The following is a 21,608-nucleotide window of genomic DNA, read 5'->3' on the forward strand; positions in this document are numbered from 1 at the left end:
CCTCCTTTCTTTTACATTTAGTCCTCAACAGGTTCAGTAACAAGAAAACATCAGTTTAATTTTTATTTTACCACTTCTCTTACCGATATTTTTTCCTACACTTCTTTCGAGAACAATTACTCGCTTTTTCAAATAAAAGAATGTACAATCAATTTGCTTATAAAAAGTAAGTATCTCACGAAGAATTTAGGAGGTAATAAAATGAAAAAGATTGGCTTTTTGAGTTTTGGTCATTGGATGAACCAAGGTTCTGTAGTAAAAACGGCTCAAGACTCCTACTTACAATCCATTGAACTTGCCGTGGAAGCGGAAAAAATCGGTATCGACGGTGCTTATTATCGCGTTCACCACTTTGCTAATCAAATTGGCTCACCATTTCCATTGCTTTCGGCGATTGGTGCCAAAACTAGTAAGATTGAAATCGGTACGGGCTTAATTGACATGCGTTATGAAAATCCTTATATGATGGCGGAAAATGCTGGCTTAACAGATATCATCACCAAAGGCCGTGTGGAATTAGGCGTTGGTCGTGGTTCACCGGAGCAAGTTTTAGATGGTTGGAAATATTTTGGCTACGATTATAGTGAAGAAGCAGTTAAAGAGATCGCCCGGCAACGGACTTTGGAATTCTTAAAACTTCTCGAAGGTAAACCTTTCGCAGAACCAAATCCTCAACCAATGTTTCCTCAAGGATCAGGAAAATTACGCTTGGAACCTTATTCAGAAGGGTTGCGCCAGCGGATTTGGTGGGGCGCCGGTTCTACAGAGACAGCCATTTGGGCAGCAGAACAAGGGATGAATCTCCAGTCTTCCACCTTGGTCAACTTTGAAACCAAAGAACCCTTCCATATCCAACAAGCAAAACAACTGCGTGCTTATAAAGAAGCTTGGAAAAAAGCTGGTCACGACTTTGAGCCTCGGACCTTAGTCACCCGCTCCATTCAACCAATCACAACCGATTTTGATCGTCAATTATTCGGCAATCAAGGCGACGATGCCAAATATGATTCCGTGGGCTTCTTGGCTTACCATCAAAATCCAACTATCTTTGGTAAAACTTTTGCTGGGGAACCTGATCAAATTGCCAAGGAATTGGCTGAAGATGAAGCAATTAAAGAAGCGGATACTCTATTAGTGACCATTCCGAATACTTTAGGGGTGGAATACAATATTCATCTGCTAAATTCTATTTTAAAAGATGTTGCCCCTGAGTTAGGTTGGCGTTAATTCAAAAGGACGTCATCCTTACGTTGATTAAAGTTACCCTATTGTTATAAAGTTGATAAAAGAGTTCGGGATGAAAACTTCCCGAACTTTTTTTATCAAAATCTTCTATCCATCAAAGCCTTTCCATAACATTACTTAATGAGTATGATTAGAATTCTTCATTTTACATTTGCTTTTATCCAGATACACTTAGTAGGTTAGGAGGAATGTAAAAAATGGTTGAAATAGTAAAGAAAAAAAGTTTTTGGCTTGCCTTTGCCGCCACCTTGGTGTGTTCTTTATTAGGTAAGTATCTGGCCTTGTTGCCAGGATTAAATCTGATTGGCGCTTTGGTTATCGCCTTAATCGTCGGAATGCTGTTCCAAGTTAATCAAAAACTGATGTATGAAAGTGCAGAAGGTGTCAGCTTTATTTCGAATAAATTTTTACGTTTAGGTATTATTTTATTGGGGTTCCGCTTGAACCTGGTAACTTTAGCTGAATCCGGGATTAAAACGATTCTCTTAGCTTTTGTGGTGGTTTCTTTTACCATCGCCGTGGTCTATGGCTTTTGTCGCTTATTCAAAGTGGACAAGGAGTTGTCCTTCTTAGCTAGCTTCGGTTGTGCCATTTGTGGTGCCGCAGCAGTTATGGGGATTTCCCCACAAGTCAAAGCCAATAAAGACAATTCTGTTTTAGCAGTAGCTGTAGTATGTATTATGGGAACGATTTTTACTTTAGTGGAAGTAGGCTTGATGAATGTCTTGCCCTTTGACAAAACCCAATTTGGAGTAATGGCTGGCGCTTCTCTTCATGAAATTGCCCATGCCGTAGCTGCAGGTGGCGCTGGCGGGACGATTTCTTTAGACAATGCCATTATTATGAAGCTTTCTCGGGTCTTATTGTTAGCCCCTGCTGCTTTAATCGTCGGTGTGATTTACCAGAAGAAACACCAAAAAGATTCTACTGAAAAACAAAAATTGCCGATTCCTTGGTTTATGCTAGGCTTTTTGATTACCAGTGCCATTGGTAGTTTCGGCCCTTTATCTGCTGGCTTAGTCAATACTTTAGTCGCCTTAGCTTATCTCTGTCTGGGCATGGCAATGGCTGCTTTAGGGATGAGCGTGAACTTTAAAGTTATCATCGCTCGGGGACGTAATGTCTTTTTAGCCTCATTTTTAGGTTCTGTTTGTTTATTGTTATTAGCTGGAACTAGTGCTTATTTATTTTTCTAAAGGAGGGATATCATGAAAAACATCATTTTAACCTTCGACATACTTCAAGATCAACAAGCCTATTTAAAAGAAGGGTTGAAGATTGCTAAACTTTTCACGCCAGAAGAAGTGATTCTTTTGGACATTATCGACACAGTGGAATTGGAACTTATCGAAGCGGAACAACGAGATATTGTAGTAGCGGAACAAAAAGAACGGGAAGCAAAAATGCAACAATTGCTAGTTAAAATCAACGAGCAACTTCCATTTTCCCTTGCTGCAAAAGTCGCGGTAGGGAATCCTAAAAAAGAAATTGTAAAAACAGCCAATGAAGAAAAAAGTGGTCTAGTGATCTGTGGCAACCACCATTACTCAAAACTAGAGTATATTTTGAAATACGGCTCTGTCTCCACTTACCTCACTCAACATTTGTCTTGTAACTTATTAATTCTTAACACCACGGATAATTTCAATAACTAAAAAGTGATGCCCTTCTTTGTGGGGGCATCACTTTTCTGCTTTCTTTTTTAACATCTATGCTAAAACGAGCTCACTTCAATCGCTGGCAATTGATAGCTGCCATTAAAGAATTCTTCTTTTGGTAAATAGACTCTTAATAAAGGGCGAAAATCACCGGCTGGCGTGGGCAACCAATTTTGCTTTTGAGTAGGCTCTTTGGGTGGTGTATGAGACAAATAAATGGTCAATTCTTCCCCTTCATAGACTAAGTCCGGCGTACGGTCGCCAATGGAATAGCGCTTTATCTCGTTAGCGACGAGATAATAATCTGGCAAAGCATACATCGTCAGCGACCAAAAGGCATTGGTTGGTGGCGTTTTTTGAAAAGTAATTTTGTAGTTCTTACTGCCAGTTAATTGTTCCTTTTGTTCATCCACGTAAATCGGTAAATAAATTGCCTCATACCCGTGATTGCCCCACAGACCTCCTTTGGCTGCCGCGGCCCGCCGCAAAGAAAGTTCCAGTAATTGATCTGGGGTGTCACAAGGCATGATCCAATCTGGATGATTCAACGTTCCTCGCTCAAAAAATTCCCCATTGTAATCAAAGATGTGATAATTTTTTTGCCAACCGTTTTCCTGCTCCCCATTCCCATTTAATAAGCAGTAATCAATGGCTTTTACCCCCTCCTCAGCGCCTGCTAACAAGGCTGATTGTAGCGACTCTTCCATATTGGGGAAGGGATTTTTAGCTGCCAATAAGTTTAAATCGGCTAATATAGGCTCTAAATCGGCAAAAGCAGGACTAAGGGGAAAATCTTGCAAATAACGCCATAATTTTTCCCAAAAAACTAGTTTGTGTTCCGTAAATTCAGGCCATTGGTAGCCGCTTTTACTTTGAGTCAAACTTTCTAAGGTAACTTGTGCCTGCAAAGCTTTGACTGTAGCAAGTTCTTCTTCGCCACAGGCCCAACGCCCCACGATGGAAATTAATTTCGTAGGACAATGAATGATTTCTCGATCTTTGGGAAGTGTTTCAGTCCAGCCCGGTGGCACCAGTAAAAACTCCCCACCGGCTTCCCCTAAAGAACGTTGCCCCAAATAGGCAAAGTTTTCTGTCCAAGTATCTACTAATTGAAAGACATAATAACGCTTAGAAATTACGGGAATTCGAAATAGCACTGGCCCTTGGGATAGGTCTACTTGGCTGACAGAATACAATGTATCATTGTTCACCGAGACAAATTCATCTGTAGGTTTGGCTTTGGTTACTGCATGGCTAAAATGATTAAAAGGTGCTGGAGGTAAATTCCCCACTCCTTGATTGGTAAAGCGTTGCATTTGTTCTAGATTGAAAACTAGGGGAAAGCCGATAATAAAAGCTTTTTTTGCTTGCTCGTGCAAATGATCCATCAATTTCTCCTTTTCAGTCCATTTTGACTAGTTCTTATTTATTCACTTTTGGCTTTTATCCGTTGGTCCAAGATCCGTTTCAATTTCCCTGTTACCGGATGATAGCTTAAATCAGCTAATGTGACCCACTGAATTTCAATGGGATGGATTTCTTTCGTTGCTAAGACTTCTTTCAAAAGGCTAACTTCTTCGGTTAAACATTGTAATAGCCTTTCACTATCTTGATGGCTAGCCTCTGCAATTTTAATTACCAAACGATCTTTATGCTCCTCGTGGGTGATAACAAATTGATAATTTTGACATTGAATATCGGCTTTTTCTAAGGCTCGTTGGAAATGTTCCATTTTAAAAGTCGCATACCCTACCCGCACGCCTTCTTCACTGCGACCTAACAGTTGAAACTTCCGATGGTGGATGCCTTCAGGTTCCGTATACTGAGCTCGATCACCTGCAGGATAACGAATAATCGGCATTAACAACCGATACAAGGAAGTAATGTACACTTTCCCAGGGCGATACGCTTCTGTAATGACTTCTCCTGTATCTTCATCCAAAAGTTCCAGCTTACAAACATTTTCAAAGACTCGATGTTCATTTAATTCACAACTCGTATCAAAAAAGCCGATAATCCCTCCATCATTGGAAGCGTAGGCTATGGAACGAAAATCAACATTGGGTAGAAAGTGACGAATTTCCGCCATTTGGTCTTCAAATAAAGGTTCTCCTGCATAATAAATGGCCGTAATAAAAGAATAATCATAATTTTGTTTCCGTGCGTAAGCGACCACTTTCATAATCATCGAAGGCAATCCGGCAATAACATTAATCTGATTGTCTAAAATCAAATCTGCAACCACCTCAATAGCCACTTGCCCTGAGACGTCAAACTGCTGCACTTTCACTGGCGATAAACGAAACAAACTATAACTATACAAAAAACTCGCATACATATTGCCACTATAAAACAAATTCACTACCCGATCCCCGTATTGCAAACCAGATTGCGGCATCATAAAGGCAGTAGATTCACACATGGTTTGCCATTCTTCTTCAGCATAATAAGTCAACTTTGGCTTTCCGGTGGTACCGCCACTGCGAAAAACATGACCGTCTTTTGGCGCATAGGTCAATACTTGGCGGGGATTTTTCCAGAAAGTTCCTTGATCCACGAAAGGAAGCTGAGAAAAATCCAGTTCTTCTGGTAAATCACGGTAAAGTTCTTGGTAAAAAGGAGAATGTTTTCTCGCATAGTCAATGAGATAAGATAAAGGATAACTTTTCATAATTCACTCCTCGATTTCTTTTAGAATGGCCGTAACAAGTTCTGTATAAGGGGCTTCTGTGACGATACCTTCACAGCTCGGAAGCGCGGTAATGACTTTTTGCATCATCAATAAATCCCCTGTCACACCTCCAGGAATCACACCGGTAAAGAAATAGCCTAATTCTTTTAATAAACGATACCCTTCCTGACAGCCTGTTTTTTCCAAAGGCAATAAGGCTTCTACAACTTCTATTTTTCTAGCGGTGAAGTCTCGATCAATTTCTTTAATAATGGTCGCAAAGTCTTTGCCGATAACTTCCACCGTGATTCCCCCAGATTGAGTCAAACAATCACTGTCACTGCGTACACAGCTAGTCTCATTTAGACTTTTACTTTCTTCCAGAACAAATTGATAGTCTTTTCCTAGTTTTTGGTAAGTCTGTTCAATCAGCGGTTGTAATTCAACAGGGGCGTAAAGAGTTGCCGTTTTTTCTTGAAATAAAAGCACACTACAAGCCACTGAAAGGCGTTTTCCATGATTGTATTCACTTTCTACTTTGTCAAATAAGTGATCAAAGGCCACCGCGGTAGGTACAAAGCCTAATTTTGTAGCCACATGTTGAGTCGCTGTGTGGTACAAGACTGGCTTGGTTAATAACGCCGAATAACCTAATTTTTGAGCTTGCTCCACACCATGGGCCATCATCATGGAAAAGACCCCATAGCGCCGAAAGTTATGGCGCACAACCACACTTGCTAATTCTGGCAGCCCAGGATGATTTCGAGAAAACATCAACGCATAGTGCCCGGCCACTTCGCCGTGCTCATTTAGAACTAAGTAAGAACGAATTTCACCGGACTCAATGGTTTCCTTTAACAAGGGAGGCTGATAGAATTTTTCAAAAGAATAAGAATAGCCATATTCATCCCAGATACATAACTCTGCTTGTAGAATTTCTTGTTCACTGGTCACCTCTATAATGTGAAAGTTCAAATCTTTAGGCTTATTTTCAGAAAAGGTTCGCTCTCTAATTTCCACTCGGGGAATATTCATGCGAATAATGGTTTTTTGTCCCGCCAAACCTAAGAATTCCGTACCGATAAAATCCACCATTTGGCGAATCTGGTCATAACTTTTGTCGCTTAGTTTAGGATTGTAGACCAGCTCCCCAATTTTTGCTGCCACAGACCAGTAAGGAGTCCCTCTGTCTTGAAGACTAAATTCAAACTCTTTTTCGTTACAAGCTAATTCCATGGTAAGATAGCCTCGCTTTTCAAAGGCATTTTTCAAGCGGCGCAAAATAAGCTCTTCTGCTACCAATACCAGATTATTGACTTTTTCATGGGGTAATCCCAAAGCTTTTGCAGTTTTTCCAATCAAATCTAATGTAGCCGGCAAATAGCGTTCATGATTAATAAAAGACAGGTTGACTAACTGAATCATCGACTCTCTTCCTTTCTGGTAAGTTTCAGACTATTTAAAATTTCAGCAAATAATTCACATAGTCTAGGGACATTTTTCTTAACACGTCTTAGTCCCGCTTAAAGTACTAGCCACCCGCAAATCCACCACTCGCCGCATTTTGCCACTGGAGCTAATTTGATACTCCTGTAGTTGCTGGGTCACGATTCCTAGTTGATATTGGAGAGTTTCTTTAATTTCTGGATACTCCCTCTTCAAGGTAGCCTCCAAATCAGGAAAATATTCTTCAGCTACAATCAACAGTCGTTCTTTGTCGTGATAATAATCAATCACCAATTGTAAAAAATCATGGTAATCATAGTGCTCAGCCAAAATCTGTTGAAACTTTTGGTAGCTCACTAGATTAGTCGCAAATTTAAAGCTATCGCCAAAACGTCCTTGTAATTCGAATTTTGGTGTTTGCCGACCACAAGGACAAGGTTCCACTACGAAACGCCCTAAATCACCAAGCTCATACCGCTTGATTCTGGTAGCTTCCCCGTTGACTGGTGTTAGTACTATGCGCCCCGTTTCGCCCATAGGTACCGGCTCATCTTGATCCAAAGCCAAAATTTCTAAATATTTAGTAGGATGCAAATGATGCTCTCCATTTTTACAGTATTCACACACATAGCCGATGGTACCAATTTCATTGCAGCCATAAGTCAAAGAGTGAATGGTAATCCCAAACTCTTTTTCTAACTGTTGCTGTAAAGCGGGCTCAAACTGCTCCCCACCGTAAAAAACTTTTTCAAGTTTAGCCGCTTTCAACTGCTCGCCAGCCTCTGTAAAGAGCTTGATTAAATAAGTAGGCATTCCAATTAGAACATTTACCTTATGAGCTTTGATTTCTTTAGCCACAAACTGCAAATCTGGTGCCGCTTGCATCGGCAATTGCGTGGCACCAACCCTTGTTACCGCTTCGTACATACTGATAAAACCACCGTAGAGCTCCCCACCATAAAAAAGATTCATCACACGATCATCGGCTCTCATCCCTGCTGAAATCATAGCGTGGGCCGTGGACCGATACGTTTCAGCAGCATCTGGATAAGTATGATAAGCATATACAGACTGACCACTGCTCCCGCCACTTTTTATGATTAATTGGCCATTTGCTGTGGGGGATTCTTGTTTGCCAAACGCCTCTTTGTGTAGCACTGGCGTATTGACTTTCATAGGTTGAGGAGGTTTCATTTCTGCTAATAAAGCTAGTCCCTTTGGCAAACTCTGATTAGACAGACTGACTTTTTTTACGTAATGGGCCAAGGCATAGCCACCATCATGGGGTTCCCCTGTATACCCCATTAACATCTGACCTGGATTCGTAATCTTAGTCACTCCAGCAGCGTATAACTTGCTGCTGATTTCAGCGATTTCACTTTGTCCACAGCTCAGTCCTACCGTTTGCAAATAATGACGAAAACCTCGTAAATTGCTAATAATGTCCTGGCGATTCATTGGTTTGACAATAAGGGTGCGATAAAGGGGACTTGCTTCTAAGTTGGCATCAAATTTTACGAATAAACGATAATCCGCTCCTTCAAGTACGTTTTGGTCTCCCATAATTTCTGCTAGTTTGGCAACTTCCACTTGGGTGGTGAGTTCTGCTTGCTCGGCAATGGACAACTTGCCTTGGGGATAATTGGGAGAAACTCCCTCAAAAATTGCCGCTAGTTCCTTTGAAAAAGCCATTAATTCTTTTCTATCTGCGGTCTCAAAATAGACCACTTGTGGTGCCGAACAAGCCTGTTGCTCGTTAAGACAAACCTCTTTGGCTAATGCTTGCATCGCTTCAGTATTTCTCCCAGCCGGTGTAAAATATGCAAAACTAATCCGATGCCCCCAACTCACTACTTCAACACCTACAGGAGCTAATTTTTTCACCCCTGAGACTGCCTTTTCTGAACCCCAAACCGCAATCTTATCGCAACAGGCAAAGATTTCTCCCAATAAAGTTTGCTCTGCTGAAGGGATAGGAAAAAGATAAATACGACTGGCCAATAAAGGCTCAATCTCAAGCAATGCTTGGCAAAGTAACAAGGGAATTTCGTAATTGTCCACGGACGTCTTGACTAAATTAATGTTCCCGGTAATCAAGCCTTCCACTAGGCTCAAAAAACCAATTAATGGATCATTGCTACTGGTCACATGCCCTAGAACTCCTACTGGCAACCATCCCTCTAAAATTTTTTGCTCTTCATTGATGTGCTCAATTTCCCCTGGAATACCGCCAAGTTCTCGCTGAATTTTTTTCATCAATGCTTCTTGATTTAAAATTCCCACCGCTTCTTGAATGGTTTCTTGAATTTGTTCTTCAGCCAATCCTTGTCTTGTCAGAGCTTCTGTTAAAAACAATGGATCTTCCACAAGACGTTGCCCTAATTGATCCAAAGCTTGTAAAACAGTGCGGATGGGTAACTCTTGATTTAAATCTACTTGGACTTGTTCATTTAATTTTGCCATGAACTCTGGCAGTTGTGCTCTTCTTTGTAGTTTTCCCCGATATAACCACATGACATTTCCCCCTACCCTTTCAATAATTCACTGGCTGTGATGGCACAACTTTTCGCCTGGGACGTTCCGGCTCGACCTAGAATTTTCATAAAAGGCGCAGAAATCCCACAACCACATTCAGCACCAGCATGTTTGGAAACCAAATCTCCCATTAATACAGAAACCGCGGGTACACTGCGTAAATGCGGCGTAATAAAATTGGCAAAACCCGGCTGGCCATCCGCTACTGACTCCAACGTCTTCACATCCCGCACAATTAAACGGGAATAAACAGGAATATGGAATTGATGATGACTGCACTCAAAATACGGCACGGAATGCTCGGTGGAGCCGTAGCCATCCCGACAATTTTTCTCAGAAAAGCCAAGCATTTCTTCCACCAATTGATACAATGCTTCTTTACTGATTTGTTGCTCGCCATAACCTTTCCAGCCGCCCCCTAACATGGTCATCGAATCTGGGTGTAACGTTAAAGGCGGCATTTTTAACGCTTTCATTTGTTTTAAAGTAAAGTATAAAAAAGAAGGAAAACCAAAGATTCGTATCGGTAGTCCTTGTTTTTCATAGCGTTTCAGACAGTCAATCGTACCAAAAAAATCAAATTCATGTTCCTGACCGTTGTACCGTAAAGCAAAAAAAGTATCATGAACTGGCGCATACTGTAATAAGCCTTGATCCGTTTTAGAGGTTCCTAGTTCATTTTCTCCTACAGGTTCATAGGTATAGAGCAAATAGTTCGTCTGTTCCTCGGATAAAAAGTCGTGATAGCCAAACTGTTGCTTCACCATGGCTTGACCATAGTCCCAACTATCTTGATCAAAAAACATCTGGCTCTTTTGACCACTAGTTCCCGAACTGGTGGCGCGCTGGGCGATTTGTTCTTCTGGCACAGATAGCGAAACATAGTATTTGAAAAAATTGGCGTGCATAAAAGGAATCTTCGCTAAATCAGCCTCTGTTTGTAGCTGATCAGAGCTAAATCCTTTTGCATCCAGTAGCTTTTGATAAAAATCATTCTGTTGCCCATGCCAATTAACCACATCTCTCATGGCTTCTAAAAAGTCCTCACTAGTTTGCTCTTGGTCATAGATATCACTAGCTTCCAATAATCGCCTTCTTGCCTCCACTGACAGCCCTTCTTTCTTATTGTTTTATAATTTAATAGTAACACAATAAGAATATGATGTGCAAAAAGTAGAAAGTATAATAAAATCAATTCCTACAAAAAAATTTAACGAGCCGATTGATTCAATTTTTCTAGTTAGATATTTCCATAATTCTCTTTATTATCAATGGTTAATTCATAAAAACTAGAATTCTGATTTCTTTCTATCAACCTAATTGAAGGTTATATCATAACTGGATTATCCATTTCCAAACAAAGCATAACTTTAATAATTCTTTCATTTTATGTGTAGCTATTACTAAAACTAAGCGCTAGCCTCAAAAGATTACATGATGCCCCACTCTTTCGCTCAGTTTTTTTAGACAACAAAAAAGAGTAGATTTCTCTACTCCAAAAAGATTAGCTCTAAAAAAACACTTTTTAAAAAATTTTTATCATTTTCCTCAAGACATTTCTTCTGGCACCAAAAGTCCATCTTCCATTCTAAAAATCCGGTCACTCCATTGGGTCATCCGGGGATCATGGGTAACCATAATCGTTGCCTTTTGATTTTCGTGGGCCTCTTTGGCTAGTAATTTGACCACGTCATAGGCATGATCCGTATCCAGTGAAGCTGTGGGTTCATCGGCCAAAATCAAACTTGGATCATTGTAAAGAGCCCGGCCAATCGCCACTCGTTGTCGTTCTCCACCGGAAAGATCACGGGGATACTTGTCTTTTAAATCTAAAATATCCAAGGAAGTCAACAATTGGGTGACCCGCTCTTTATTAAGAGCTTCCTTTTTCACTTTATCCACTAAATAAAATTGTTCCTCGATTTTCAAATAAGGAATCAAATTTGAACTTTGCAAAATAAAGCCGATTTCTTTAAAACGTAGCTTACTGCGCTTTTTTTCTGAGAGACTGGTAAAATCATGACCATTGATAAAAATCTGGCCACTGGTAGGATTTTGTAGGCCTCCTGCAATGGTCAAAAAAGTACTCTTCCCCGAACCAGAAGGCCCGATGATGGAGACAAATTCTCCCGGTGCAACGCTAAAGTCAATGTCTTTTAGGGCAGTAACTTCAGTATGCCCACTCCCGAAAACTTTTTTTATCTGACGCATGTCCAATGCTTTTTCCACTTTTCTCATCCTCCAATCGCCGTAATCGGGTCAACCTTCGTCACTGTTCGAATCGAAAAGAGTCCGCCGAGAATCGCTACCACTAATAAGATGACACTATACAGTCCCCACTGTTGTGGCACAACTAAAAACGGCATGGCATCCGGTAAAATCAAACTAGTTCCCAGCGCTAACAAAATCGCTACCGCAACACCAATAATTCCTACCAAAAAAGATTGCGCAATGATGGATTTTGCGATAAAGCCATTGGAAATTCCTTGGGCTTTCATCACTCCAAAAATTGGGGCTTTTTGCATGGTAATGACGTACATAAAAATCCCCACCACCGCAGCTACAATCACAAATAGGAAGTAAATCATTCCATTTAAAGTCAGATTTTGAGCGGCATAACCAGGAATCGCTTCGATGAAATCCGCGGTTTTTATCGCTTCCAAAGTTTCGCTAGCTGCATCAGCATTATCTACCTTTGCCGCACCTTTCACTACCACCGCATTGATTGGTTCTTGCGTCGCCTCAGCAAATTCTTGCCCACCATATTTCAGACTAGTAAACGTCTCTAATGACGTATAAATCACTGGTGATACTAAATAATAAGTAGCTGGAAAAATTCCCGTAATCGTCAAAGGTTCCGCATATTTCCCAATCGTGACTTGATCACCGATTTCATAGCCACTATCCGCCAAATTTTGTGAGATGATAATCTCATTTTTAGCAGAAAAACTCTTGCCACTGGTCACTTGGGGCAAAATAAACGCATCTTTTTCCGTTGCAAATAGATTGATGTCTTCTTTTGCCTGTTCTTTTTTAATCGCTCCACTGAAGATTCCAACTGGCGCTTTCTCACTCGCCGTAACCCGCTCTAAATCTTCTTGGGTTAGTTGAGAAGCATTTAAGCTTTGATTGGCATCCGAGGCTAAAACCACTTCATCTGCCTGCCAATTGACAATCCCTTGATCAAATTCATGAGCCAGTCCCGTCGCCAAGCCTGAAAGCAAAAAGACCACATAAGACACCAACACCATAATGCCGATGATTAAACTATACCGTAATTTGGCATAACGCATTTCTTTACGGGCTAAGAACATCTCTTTCCATCCTCCTTAGATTGCATTCCTTATTTCTCGAAATCTATCCTATTTCTGTGCAAAGAACAGTATACGATTATTTATGACGACTTGTCACTTTATCTGTTTTGCAAAAGTACTCTTAAAAAATGCAAGGAAAACAAAAACCGCAAATCTCATTAAATGTAGATTCGCGGTTTTTCAACTTTTAGTATCATTTTAAGTTAGGCGCTAAGATTAGCGTTAGCCTTCTTTTCTATAAAGATTGCCTCTTTTAACAGGCCTTCCTTTAAGTAACGCCCTCTTTTTTCCTTTGATCTCCCTGCGAATCTCGATGATTCTGGCAGATAGTTAGCCTAAGCCTAGCTATTTTCTTCTATTATAAATACCCAAGCCTTTGAGAAAATTACGCATGTATTTATCCCCACAAGGTTTAAAATTTCGTTGCCCTTCTTTTCTCAAAAAAGCCCCGATTTCTCCTTTTGATGGATATAACTCAACCTCGGCAAAAATAGCTAAAATATCTTCTGTAGTCATGGAAAGAGCGATTTTTAGCTTTTTTAGTAACACATTATTGATGTGTTTGATTTCTTTGCTCTGTTGCACTGCCGTTTCTGTCGGTTTATCTTTTTGTGGTCCTCTGGCTAGAAGAATTAGGCCATTTAAAAAAGCATCAAACATTTGATTATTGATGGCTTTTTCATACACATTGCGTTTTTCATCGTCTTCATGCTTGTCTTGCACTTTGGTCAGTACCGCCCGCGCCTCGTCTTTCGTCAGGGGTACACCTCCTAGCTCAAAGGCTTTGATTAAATCGCTATCCTTCAAGTCGATGGCATAACGCAAGCGCAATAATCGATCATTATTATTCATTTCTTCCTCCAAGTTGATTTGTTTTGGTATTCTCCAACACTAAATTTTTTATCCTATAACACTCATCAAAGTTTCGAGATAGTTTATTTTCTTTTGCTTAAAAATACAACTGAGAAAAAAGGCATTGACCAATTCGTTTTCACTGGTACTTCTGCCGAATGACTACTAAAATACGAGCGACGTGCTTCATTTTTTTCAATATGGGTGTTTTGCCAGAAGATCGCCAATATAATTACTTCCTTTATCATACACTCCTTTAACTTCTACTCGTAAGCTATTATATGGTGAATTATGTAGATTGCCTACTAAAATATCTGTATTTACAGTTTTGAATCACCTTTTCGCCAATAAACCCGCAATCCTACGAACATAAACGAAGGATTGCGGGTCATCGTGATAATATATTTGAAAAATTTGTGACTATGAGCGTTTCTTATTAATTCACAAACGACTTAAACTCTCACTATGAAAAACTTGCCTAGCCCCAACTGTGACGCTTTAAATCAGACGATTCAACGAAATCATTTCAATCAACCCTTGGGCCGTTTCCGATCCTTTGTTTCCGGCTTTCGTTCCAGCTCTTTCAATGGCCTGTTCGATAGTTTCCGTAGTTAACACACCAAACATCACCGGAATATCTGAATTTAAGCCGATTTGGGCCACTCCTTTGGCCACTTCATTGCTCACCAGTTCATAATGGGTGGTAGCCCCGCGAATTACCGCACCGAGAGTAATCACTCCGTCGTATTTACCCGTCTGAACTAATTTCTTTGTAATAAATGGAATTTCAAATGCTCCCGGAACCCAGTAAACATCGATATCCACTTCATTCACGCCGTGACGCAATAAATTGTCCTTGGCGCCACTTAAAAGTTTTGCCGTAATAAACTCATTAAAACGAGCAATTACGATGCCTACCTTGATTCCTTTTTCTGAAAATGTGCCTTCAAATTGTGTCATTGTCTATTCCTCCTAAAATTGTTTTTTAATAGAAAATCTAAAATACTTTACTAAACCGTCAATAAATGATGAAATTTTTCTTTTTTGGTTTTCAAATAGTTTTGGTTTTCTTTAAACGGGGTTGTTTCTAATGGCACGCGTTCCACCACTTCAATCCCCATTTTTTCTAATTCTTGGATTTTGTCAGGATTATTGGTCATGAGTCGAACTTGCTTTATCTGCATCGCTTGCAACATTTCAACGGCAAAGTGATACTCCCGTTCATCGGCATGAAAGCCTAATTCCAAATTGGCTTCTACGGTGTCCCGACCCTTTTCTTGTAATTGATAAGCCCGCAATTTATTTTTCAGCCCGATTCCCCGCCCTTCTTGTCGCAAGTAAAGAATCGCACCGGCACCTTCTGCTTCAATCATTTTCATCGCTTGATGCAGTTGTTCCCCACAATCACAACGATGAGAGCCAAAAACATCTCCGGTTAGACATTCGGAATGAATCCGCACTAGGAGTGGTTGTTCAGAATTTTGGATATCTCCTTTTGACAAAAGCAAGTGTTCCCGCTGTTCTTGATCTTCAAATAGGGAGAGTTGAAAGTCCCCATAGGCTGTTGGTAATGCCACGGTCAATTGCCCTTTTGCGGACAAATACGTTGCCAATTCTTCAATGGTAATAAAAGGTAACTGCCATTTATTTGCTAGTTCTTCCAATTGGGGGCGTCGCGCCATAGTGCCATCTTCATTGAGGATTTCACAAATATAGGCCGCTTCGCTTTGATTGGCGAGTTTGGCTAAATCCAAAGCTGCTTCCGTATGGCCTCTTCTTATCAACACACCTCCGGATTTCCCAATCAATGGAAAAATGTGTCCCGGACGATGAAACTCATCGGCCTCGCTTTGTGGATTGGCCAAAGCTTGAATCGTTTTGGCTCGTTCAAAAGCAGAAATCCCGGTAGTCGTACTCCGATGATCCACACTCACCGTAAAGGCTGTCCCAAAACTATCGGTATTTTGTTCCACCATTTCAGAAAGTGCCAGACGTTGGGCAATCCTTTGGGAAATTGGGGCACAAATCAATCCTCGAGCAAATTTCGTCATGAAATTCACGGTTTCACTAGTTGCCAAGTTGGCGATACCGATTAAATCTCCTTCTGCTTCCCTGTTCTCATCATCTGCCACAATCACCAATCCACCGTTTTGTAATTGTTTAATTGCAGTTTCAATTCTTTCACTCATATGCCATTTCCTTTCTGATTTCCTGTTGTCCTTGGGCTTTGAGATATTTACCAATTAAATCCGTCTCAATATTCACTCGTTCTCCCCGGTTCAACTTTCCTAAATTCGTCTGATCTTTAGAATGAGGAATCAATCCCACTGAAAAGCGTTGTTGTGAAACTGCCGTCACCGTCAAGCTTACCCCATTAATCGCAATGGAACCTTGAGGAATAATTTCACCTTGGAGCGTTTTGGGGTAATCAAAGGTTAATAACAAGGCATTTTCTAGGACTCGTTTGTCTACCAGCCGGGTGGTACAGTCCACATGCCCTGCCACCAGATGTCCTTCCAAGCGACCGTTAAACTGCAATGCCCGTTCCAAATTCACAAGGTCGTTGATTTTGGCTGTGGCAAAGGTCGTTCGTTGATAGGTTTCCGGCATGATATCCACCGTGAAATGGGTTTGTTCTTTTTTCACTGCAGTCAAGCAAACTCCATTAATAGCCATACTGTCGCCAATGGCATAATCCGCTACTAGCGATTCGGAAGCCTGGCAAGTTAACAAAATCGTCTTGCCTTGATGATGAATCTGTTTAATTCGTCCTTGTTCTTGGATTAATCCTGTAAACATCCTATCTTCTCCTCCCAACGATGCGGAGGTTTCCGTCAATGGTTTCAACTGTTAAGTCACTAAGATTTGTAACAGATTCTACTAGCCGTTGACTGGAAAAACTCGAGGTGCTATTTCCGCCAATCACTTTAGACGCTACATAAGTTATCAGTTCATCCCACAGCCCACTGGCCAAGAACGCATCATGGATTTGTGCGCCTCCTTCAACGTAAACAGATTGAATCCCTCGCCGAGTTAACTCACCGATTACCAGTTCAATAGTTACCTCAGGAAATGAAAGGACCTCCACCCACTTGGGCATTTTGGCAACGGGCTTTCTTTCCGTAAAGATTAATATCTGTCCTTTGTCCTCTTGAAAGAGTCTTAGTTCTGGGTATTCCAAAGTCTGTCCTTTGCGATCAAGAATGATTCGTAGCGGTGGAAATAAGACATCTTTCGTCGTGCCCAAAGTGGGATTATCAATTAACAAAGTTTGACTGCCCACTAGTATAGCTTGATAATCACCCCGTTCCTCATGAACTCTTTGTGATACTTCCTCATTGGTTAAAGAGGTACGTTGACCAGCTAAAGCAATTTTGCCATCTAAGGAAATTGCTTGTTTCAAAGTAATGTAAGGCCTTTGATGTTCATAAAAGAAATTGTAAAAGGGATTTAGTTGGCGTACTTTTTCAGTCATCACACCACTGATAACTTCTATCCCTTGTTCTTCTAAAAACTGTTTTCCTTTTCTTGCCACCAATGGATTTGGGTCTAATTGCCCAATCACCACTCGTTTAATGCCACTATCTAAAATGGTCTTTGTACAAGGTGGCTGTTTCCCATAATGATGACAAGGTTCCAAGGTCACATAAATGGTTGAATTGAATAATTTTTCGGGAGTATTACATGATTGAATAGCATTCATTTCTGCGTGGGGCTGGCCATAAGCTAAGTGACTTCCCACGGCAATTACTTGATTTTCTGAGACGATTACGGCCCCGACTAAAGGGTTCGTAAAGGTTTTTCCCGCCCCTTTCAGTGCTTCCTGAATGGCAAGTCTCATATAGGTTTCATGCATTCATCTTCCTCCTTTCCAAATGAAAAAGGCCTCGTGCAATTCATCACACGAGGCCTTAAATAGGCAAACTCAAAGAAACTACGACAAAAAAAGCTGACACTTCTCCTATCCTTTTCGATAAGTTTTTCTTCTCCCATCCAGACTTTAACTGTCGGTTCCAGATTCACACTGGATCAACCGCAAATACTTATGCGGGTCACGGACTTCAAGGTATGCCTTGTCACCGTCGGTCGGGAATTACACCCTGCCCCGAAGATTCTTATTCAATTCAGTAAAACCTTACTACTCTTTTGGAAATTCGTCAATGAGATTTTATGCTTTCTCTATTCACCTTTTTTCAAAAGTAAAGCCATTTATCTATTCTTCCTCTAAACCAGTCAATAATTCTTGTTTGATTTCAAATAGATAGTTCATTGCCTGTCGTTGATTTTCTTGGCTGCCTTCTACCGTACAGACTAAATTTAACTGTTGTTTAAAAGTATTGAAGCAAACTTGATACCCGGGAGTTTTGCGAAAAGATCCTGACATAAAAGCATCCACTACTTGAGCATCTTCAAAATTTAGCCGTTTTTCATCAATTGTCATCATATTCGTATAAGAAATTTTGCGAGGATGGTACGTTTGTTTTAAGGCCGCCCGGATCTCATCTAAGCTTTGAGCTGAATCAGACAATAATGGCTGAATTGACTCAATAAACTCACGATTGCGTTTAAGTAAAGCCATCTCTTCATGAACTTTTGCAACCGATTGCCAAAAGGGTTCGTGGTGAGTAAGAGAAACAATCGGATTGTAGCGTGCCGTATAGTTACCAATCCGCAAACCTTTGTCCTCAGCCAAAAACTGCCGTGTATCAGTGGGACAAGCTAGCTGAATTTCTGAATGTGTCGGATTGTATTTAGCCAAAAAGCGCATATAACCTGCCAATAGACTATCGTTTAGCGAAAAGCCTCGTTGCTTTCCGTAGGCTTTCAGCTTAGCCAATTCTTCGACTGAAAGCGTGATTCGATTGGCCATTTTATATGTTTTTTCTCCTTGATTACTGGCAAAAGGGAGATTCAAAGGCTCGGATGAATCGGACCGACTGACTGAGGAGGTCTTTTGTTTAAAAGAACGGTACACATCCATGATTTCCCACTGGTTTTCTCCTAATTCGCTAGCCTCAGCCCCATTATATAAAGCAATTAGTGCATAGAGTAGTTGTTTAAAACCCGAAGCATCTGAAAAAATATGACTACCCATCATTATCAATTCGCCAGTATCTCCTTGCTGGCGTAAATAGATTTTTACTTGTGGCTGGTGTAGAAAATCAAGTTTTGTATCATAAATATTACCTTTGCCATCTATGACTTGTAGAATTTTTTCGGTGACTAGATAAAAACAGTTTTCAGTAAAATCATAGCCACAAGCAATTTGAGGAAGAATCTCGATTAGTTTTTCAATCGCTTCTTCTAGTCGTTTTACTTGAGGCAGTTGCGTTAATTTCAATTGGATTAAAACTGAGGGATACACCCGTTTGAAACCTAACGTATGAATCAAACTGCTTTTCTGAGCAGGATAGTTCATTCTTTACATCTCCTTATTACCAAAATCAGGAACCAAATGTCTAACTTACACATTTGATTCCTGCATTTTTAAAGAACTACTGATTGTTTGTGATTTTAGCTTGTGATTAAATTATGCTTATTCAAAGGTTAGCGTACAAGTTAAGGATTGTTCACTCTTTGGTGCAAGGTGTGCGTTTCCTTCTTTGTGACTGATTTCTTGGCTTTGATCAATGACATCTGGCAAGCCACAAAATGGTTCTAAACAGATGAAATCCAAGTCTTCGTCTTCTTTCGTCCACAAACAGAAATATGGAAAGCCATTTAATGCCATTTTTACTTGATGAGCGGACTTTTCGGAACGTAAAATCACTTGATCGATTTGATTGTTTAATATGATCAAGCCCGATTCAAAGATCTTTCTAGTTAGTGGCAATACTTTTGCCCCATTGTTAAATAAATGTTTCTTCCCTGAACGATACGGATAGGGATTTTTTTTGATTTCAAATTGTTCTAAAGTCGCCTCCGAGGTTTCAAACAAAATTTGATACTCTTCAAAACTTCCCTCATCGTCTATCGGTACATTGAAAGCGGGATGGAAACCAAATGAATAGGACAGTTCTTGTTCATCCAAGTTTTTAACGGTAAAGGTATGTCGCAATTGCTGATCGACCAGTTCAAAAGTTACTTGAAGCTCAAAATGGAAAGGATAGCTTTTGAACGTCTCCTCATTATCTCGCAAACGTAAAATGAGTTTGTTTGAATACTGCTGGGCAACCTCAAAAAGATAATCACTGGCAAATCCATGTTGCTGCATAGGGTAAGTCTTTCCCTCAATCAGGTAGCTGTCTTGGGTGGAGCGTCCAATAGCAGGAAACAACAATGGCGCATGTTTTGGCCACTGGCTTCCATTCCAGATGTAATCAAATTGCGCTTGCTTATTTACGACACGGGTCAACTGGGCCCCTTTTTGATCAATTTCAACAACTAAAAAATCATTTTCAATTCGAAGCATTTCTACACCTTCTCATTTTTATAGTGTTACACCGTTTTTGAAAATAGCGATTTCTCTAAAATTATTCATTTCATTCCGGGTTTCTTCCCCACTAGCCACGGCGATAATTTTATCGATAAAATCATTTAGCACTTGTTCTTTGTCTTCATTCAATAAGCGACCAGCGTTAAAGTCCATCCAGTGGGTTTTCTTATTAAAAATCTCATTATTAGTAGCAACTTTCATAGTCGGAACATAAGAACCAAAAGGCGTACCGCGACCGGTTGTAAAGAGCACCAATTGGCAATCGGCAGAAGCTAGATTACTTGCGGCAACCAAGTCATTCCCTGGTCCTTCCAACAAACTCAAGCCTTGTTTTTTGATTTTTTCACCGTATTTCAGTACATCCATCACAGCAGCCGTTCCCGCTTTTTGAGTACAGCCCAATGATTTATCTTCTAAGGTTGTGATTCCGCCATCTTTATTACCTGGTGAAGGATTTTCATAAATAGGTTCTCCGTAGCTGGTAAAGTAATGCTTGAAGCCATTGATTAATTGAACGATTTCTTCAAAAACAGCTTCATCTTTGGCCCGGGCCATGAGAATTTGTTCCGCCCCAAACATCTCTGGAACTTCTGTCAAGACGGTACTGCCATTTTGTGAGATTAAGAAGTCAGAAAACATGCCTAGTAATGGATTGGCGGTAATTCCCGAAAATCCATCAGAGCCACCACATTTTAAACCAATCTTCAATTCAGATAACGGTAACTCTTCTCGCTGATCATTTTTAGCTGCTTGATAGATTTCTTCAAGCAATTCCGCTCCGGCTTCGATTTCGTCATCCACTTTTTGAGCGACTAAGAATTTTACGCGATCAGGATCCACTTCTCCTAACAATTCCCGAAAAGCATCTACAGTATTGTTTTCACAACCTAGTCCAAAGACTAAAACGCCGCCTGCATTAGGATGTTTGACGGCATCGGCCAACACCCGCCGTGTATTTTCATGATCATCTCCTAATTGGGAGCAACCATAGGGATGTTTTAAAATCGTGATATTATCAAAAGGCGCAATATCACTGTGATTGGCTTTAAAAAGCTCAACAATCCGTTCTGCAATTCCATTGACACAGCCCACCGTTGGAACGATAAATAGATCGTTTCGGATCCCTACTTTTCCATTTGCTCGGCGATAACCTTTAAAAGTTCGCGTATCTTTCGGATAAGTGATTGGGCGTAAGTCTGGTTGGTAGCTATATTCTAGTTCATCATGCAAATTGGTTTTCACATTATGAGTATGTAGCCAATCACCGGCTTTTACATCTTTCGTCACATGACCAATGGGGGCACCGTATTTAATGACATTTTCCCCTGCTTTTAAATCAACCAACGCAATCTTATGTCCTTGAGGAATATCATCATTAACTGTAATCGACAAGTCACCTTCTGTAACGGTTTCGCCTTTAGCGATTGGGTGCAATGCCACCACCACATTAT

18 protein-coding genes and 1 riboswitch are annotated in these 21,608 nt (G+C 40.5%); of the genes, 3 read left to right on the forward strand and 15 right to left on the reverse strand.

Features of this window, described 5'->3' with window-relative positions:
- Positions 1 to 201: 201 nt before the first annotated feature.
- From AB5754_RS07285 to AB5754_RS07295, 3 genes are all read left to right on the forward strand, one after another.
- On the forward strand, positions 202 to 1,227 hold the full coding sequence (locus tag AB5754_RS07285) for an LLM class flavin-dependent oxidoreductase (RefSeq protein WP_368259528.1): 1,026 nt from the start codon (positions 202 to 204) through the stop codon (positions 1,225 to 1,227).
- 215 nt (positions 1,228 to 1,442) lie between these two features.
- Entirely contained in the window at positions 1,443 to 2,441 is a 999-nt protein-coding gene (locus AB5754_RS07290) for a YeiH family protein (protein WP_368252325.1), read from the forward strand.
- Between the two features lie 12 nt (positions 2,442 to 2,453).
- Positions 2,454 to 2,900: a universal stress protein gene (locus AB5754_RS07295; protein WP_368252326.1), complete on the forward strand. Its 447-nt coding sequence runs from the start codon at positions 2,454 to 2,456 to the stop codon at positions 2,898 to 2,900.
- A 59-nt stretch (positions 2,901 to 2,959) separates the two neighbouring features.
- Here the strand turns inward: AB5754_RS07295 and AB5754_RS07300 are convergent, their stop codons facing one another.
- From AB5754_RS07300 to AB5754_RS07370, 15 genes are all read right to left on the reverse strand, one after another.
- Entirely contained in the window at positions 2,960 to 4,291 is a 1,332-nt protein-coding gene (locus tag AB5754_RS07300; protein ID WP_368252327.1) for a DUF1254 domain-containing protein, read from the reverse strand.
- 38 nt (positions 4,292 to 4,329) lie between these two features.
- Complete coding sequence (locus AB5754_RS07305) at positions 4,330 to 5,574, reverse strand: phenylacetate--CoA ligase family protein (protein ID WP_368252328.1); 1,245 nt, start codon at positions 5,572 to 5,574, stop codon at positions 4,330 to 4,332.
- 3 nt (positions 5,575 to 5,577) lie between these two features.
- Positions 5,578 to 6,999: a GNAT family N-acetyltransferase gene (locus tag AB5754_RS07310; protein ID WP_368252329.1), complete on the reverse strand. Its 1,422-nt coding sequence runs from the start codon at positions 6,997 to 6,999 to the stop codon at positions 5,578 to 5,580.
- 78 nt (positions 7,000 to 7,077) lie between these two features.
- Positions 7,078 to 9,534, reverse strand: coding sequence for an acyl-CoA reductase (locus tag AB5754_RS07315; protein ID WP_368252330.1), 2,457 nt, complete (start codon positions 9,532 to 9,534; stop codon positions 7,078 to 7,080).
- An 11-nt stretch (positions 9,535 to 9,545) separates the two neighbouring features.
- A complete protein-coding gene (locus AB5754_RS07320; RefSeq protein ID WP_368252331.1) occupies positions 9,546 to 10,661 on the reverse strand; it encodes a hypothetical protein in 1,116 nt (371 codons plus the stop codon).
- A gap of 442 nt (positions 10,662 to 11,103) precedes the next feature.
- Positions 11,104 to 11,784 (reverse strand): ABC transporter ATP-binding protein, encoded by a 681-nt coding sequence (locus tag AB5754_RS07325; RefSeq protein WP_368252332.1) that lies wholly within the window; start codon positions 11,782 to 11,784, stop codon positions 11,104 to 11,106.
- Between the two features lie 5 nt (positions 11,785 to 11,789).
- Positions 11,790 to 12,869: an ABC transporter permease gene (locus AB5754_RS07330; protein ID WP_368252333.1), complete on the reverse strand. Its 1,080-nt coding sequence runs from the start codon at positions 12,867 to 12,869 to the stop codon at positions 11,790 to 11,792.
- A gap of 345 nt (positions 12,870 to 13,214) precedes the next feature.
- Positions 13,215 to 13,721, reverse strand: a complete 507-nt coding sequence (locus AB5754_RS07335) for a DUF1456 family protein (protein WP_311832630.1) — start codon at positions 13,719 to 13,721, stop codon at positions 13,215 to 13,217.
- Between the two features lie 498 nt (positions 13,722 to 14,219).
- On the reverse strand, positions 14,220 to 14,681 hold the full coding sequence (ribE, locus tag AB5754_RS07340) for a 6,7-dimethyl-8-ribityllumazine synthase (protein ID WP_368252499.1): 462 nt from the start codon (positions 14,679 to 14,681) through the stop codon (positions 14,220 to 14,222).
- A 50-nt stretch (positions 14,682 to 14,731) separates the two neighbouring features.
- The gene (ribA, locus tag AB5754_RS07345) at positions 14,732 to 15,910 is read right to left on the reverse strand and encodes a GTP cyclohydrolase II (protein ID WP_368259529.1); all 1,179 of its coding nucleotides are present in this window, start codon (positions 15,908 to 15,910) and stop codon (positions 14,732 to 14,734) included.
- Positions 15,903 to 16,520, reverse strand: coding sequence for a riboflavin synthase (locus AB5754_RS07350; RefSeq protein ID WP_368251108.1), 618 nt, complete (start codon positions 16,518 to 16,520; stop codon positions 15,903 to 15,905). The genes ribA and AB5754_RS07350 overlap by 8 nt, the downstream gene beginning before the upstream one ends.
- A 1-nt stretch (position 16,521) precedes the next feature.
- Complete coding sequence (ribD, locus tag AB5754_RS07355) at positions 16,522 to 17,577, reverse strand: bifunctional diaminohydroxyphosphoribosylaminopyrimidine deaminase/5-amino-6-(5-phosphoribosylamino)uracil reductase RibD (RefSeq protein WP_368251109.1); 1,056 nt, start codon at positions 17,575 to 17,577, stop codon at positions 16,522 to 16,524.
- A 121-nt stretch (positions 17,578 to 17,698) separates the two neighbouring features.
- A riboswitch (FMN riboswitch) is annotated at positions 17,699 to 17,838 on the reverse strand.
- A gap of 96 nt (positions 17,839 to 17,934) precedes the next feature.
- The gene (locus AB5754_RS07360) at positions 17,935 to 19,140 is read right to left on the reverse strand and encodes a hypothetical protein (protein ID WP_368251111.1); all 1,206 of its coding nucleotides are present in this window, start codon (positions 19,138 to 19,140) and stop codon (positions 17,935 to 17,937) included.
- Between the two features lie 117 nt (positions 19,141 to 19,257).
- The gene (locus AB5754_RS07365) at positions 19,258 to 20,133 is read right to left on the reverse strand and encodes an aldose 1-epimerase family protein (protein ID WP_368251112.1); all 876 of its coding nucleotides are present in this window, start codon (positions 20,131 to 20,133) and stop codon (positions 19,258 to 19,260) included.
- 18 nt (positions 20,134 to 20,151) lie between these two features.
- On the reverse strand, positions 20,152 to 21,608 hold a 1,457-nt coding region (locus tag AB5754_RS07370), incomplete at its 5' end, for a UxaA family hydrolase (protein WP_368259530.1).

Source organism: Enterococcus sp. 2201sp1_2201st1_C11_2201SCRN_220225, from assembly GCF_040925905.1.
Lineage (GTDB): Bacteria > Bacillota > Bacilli > Lactobacillales > Enterococcaceae > Enterococcus_C > Enterococcus_C asini_A.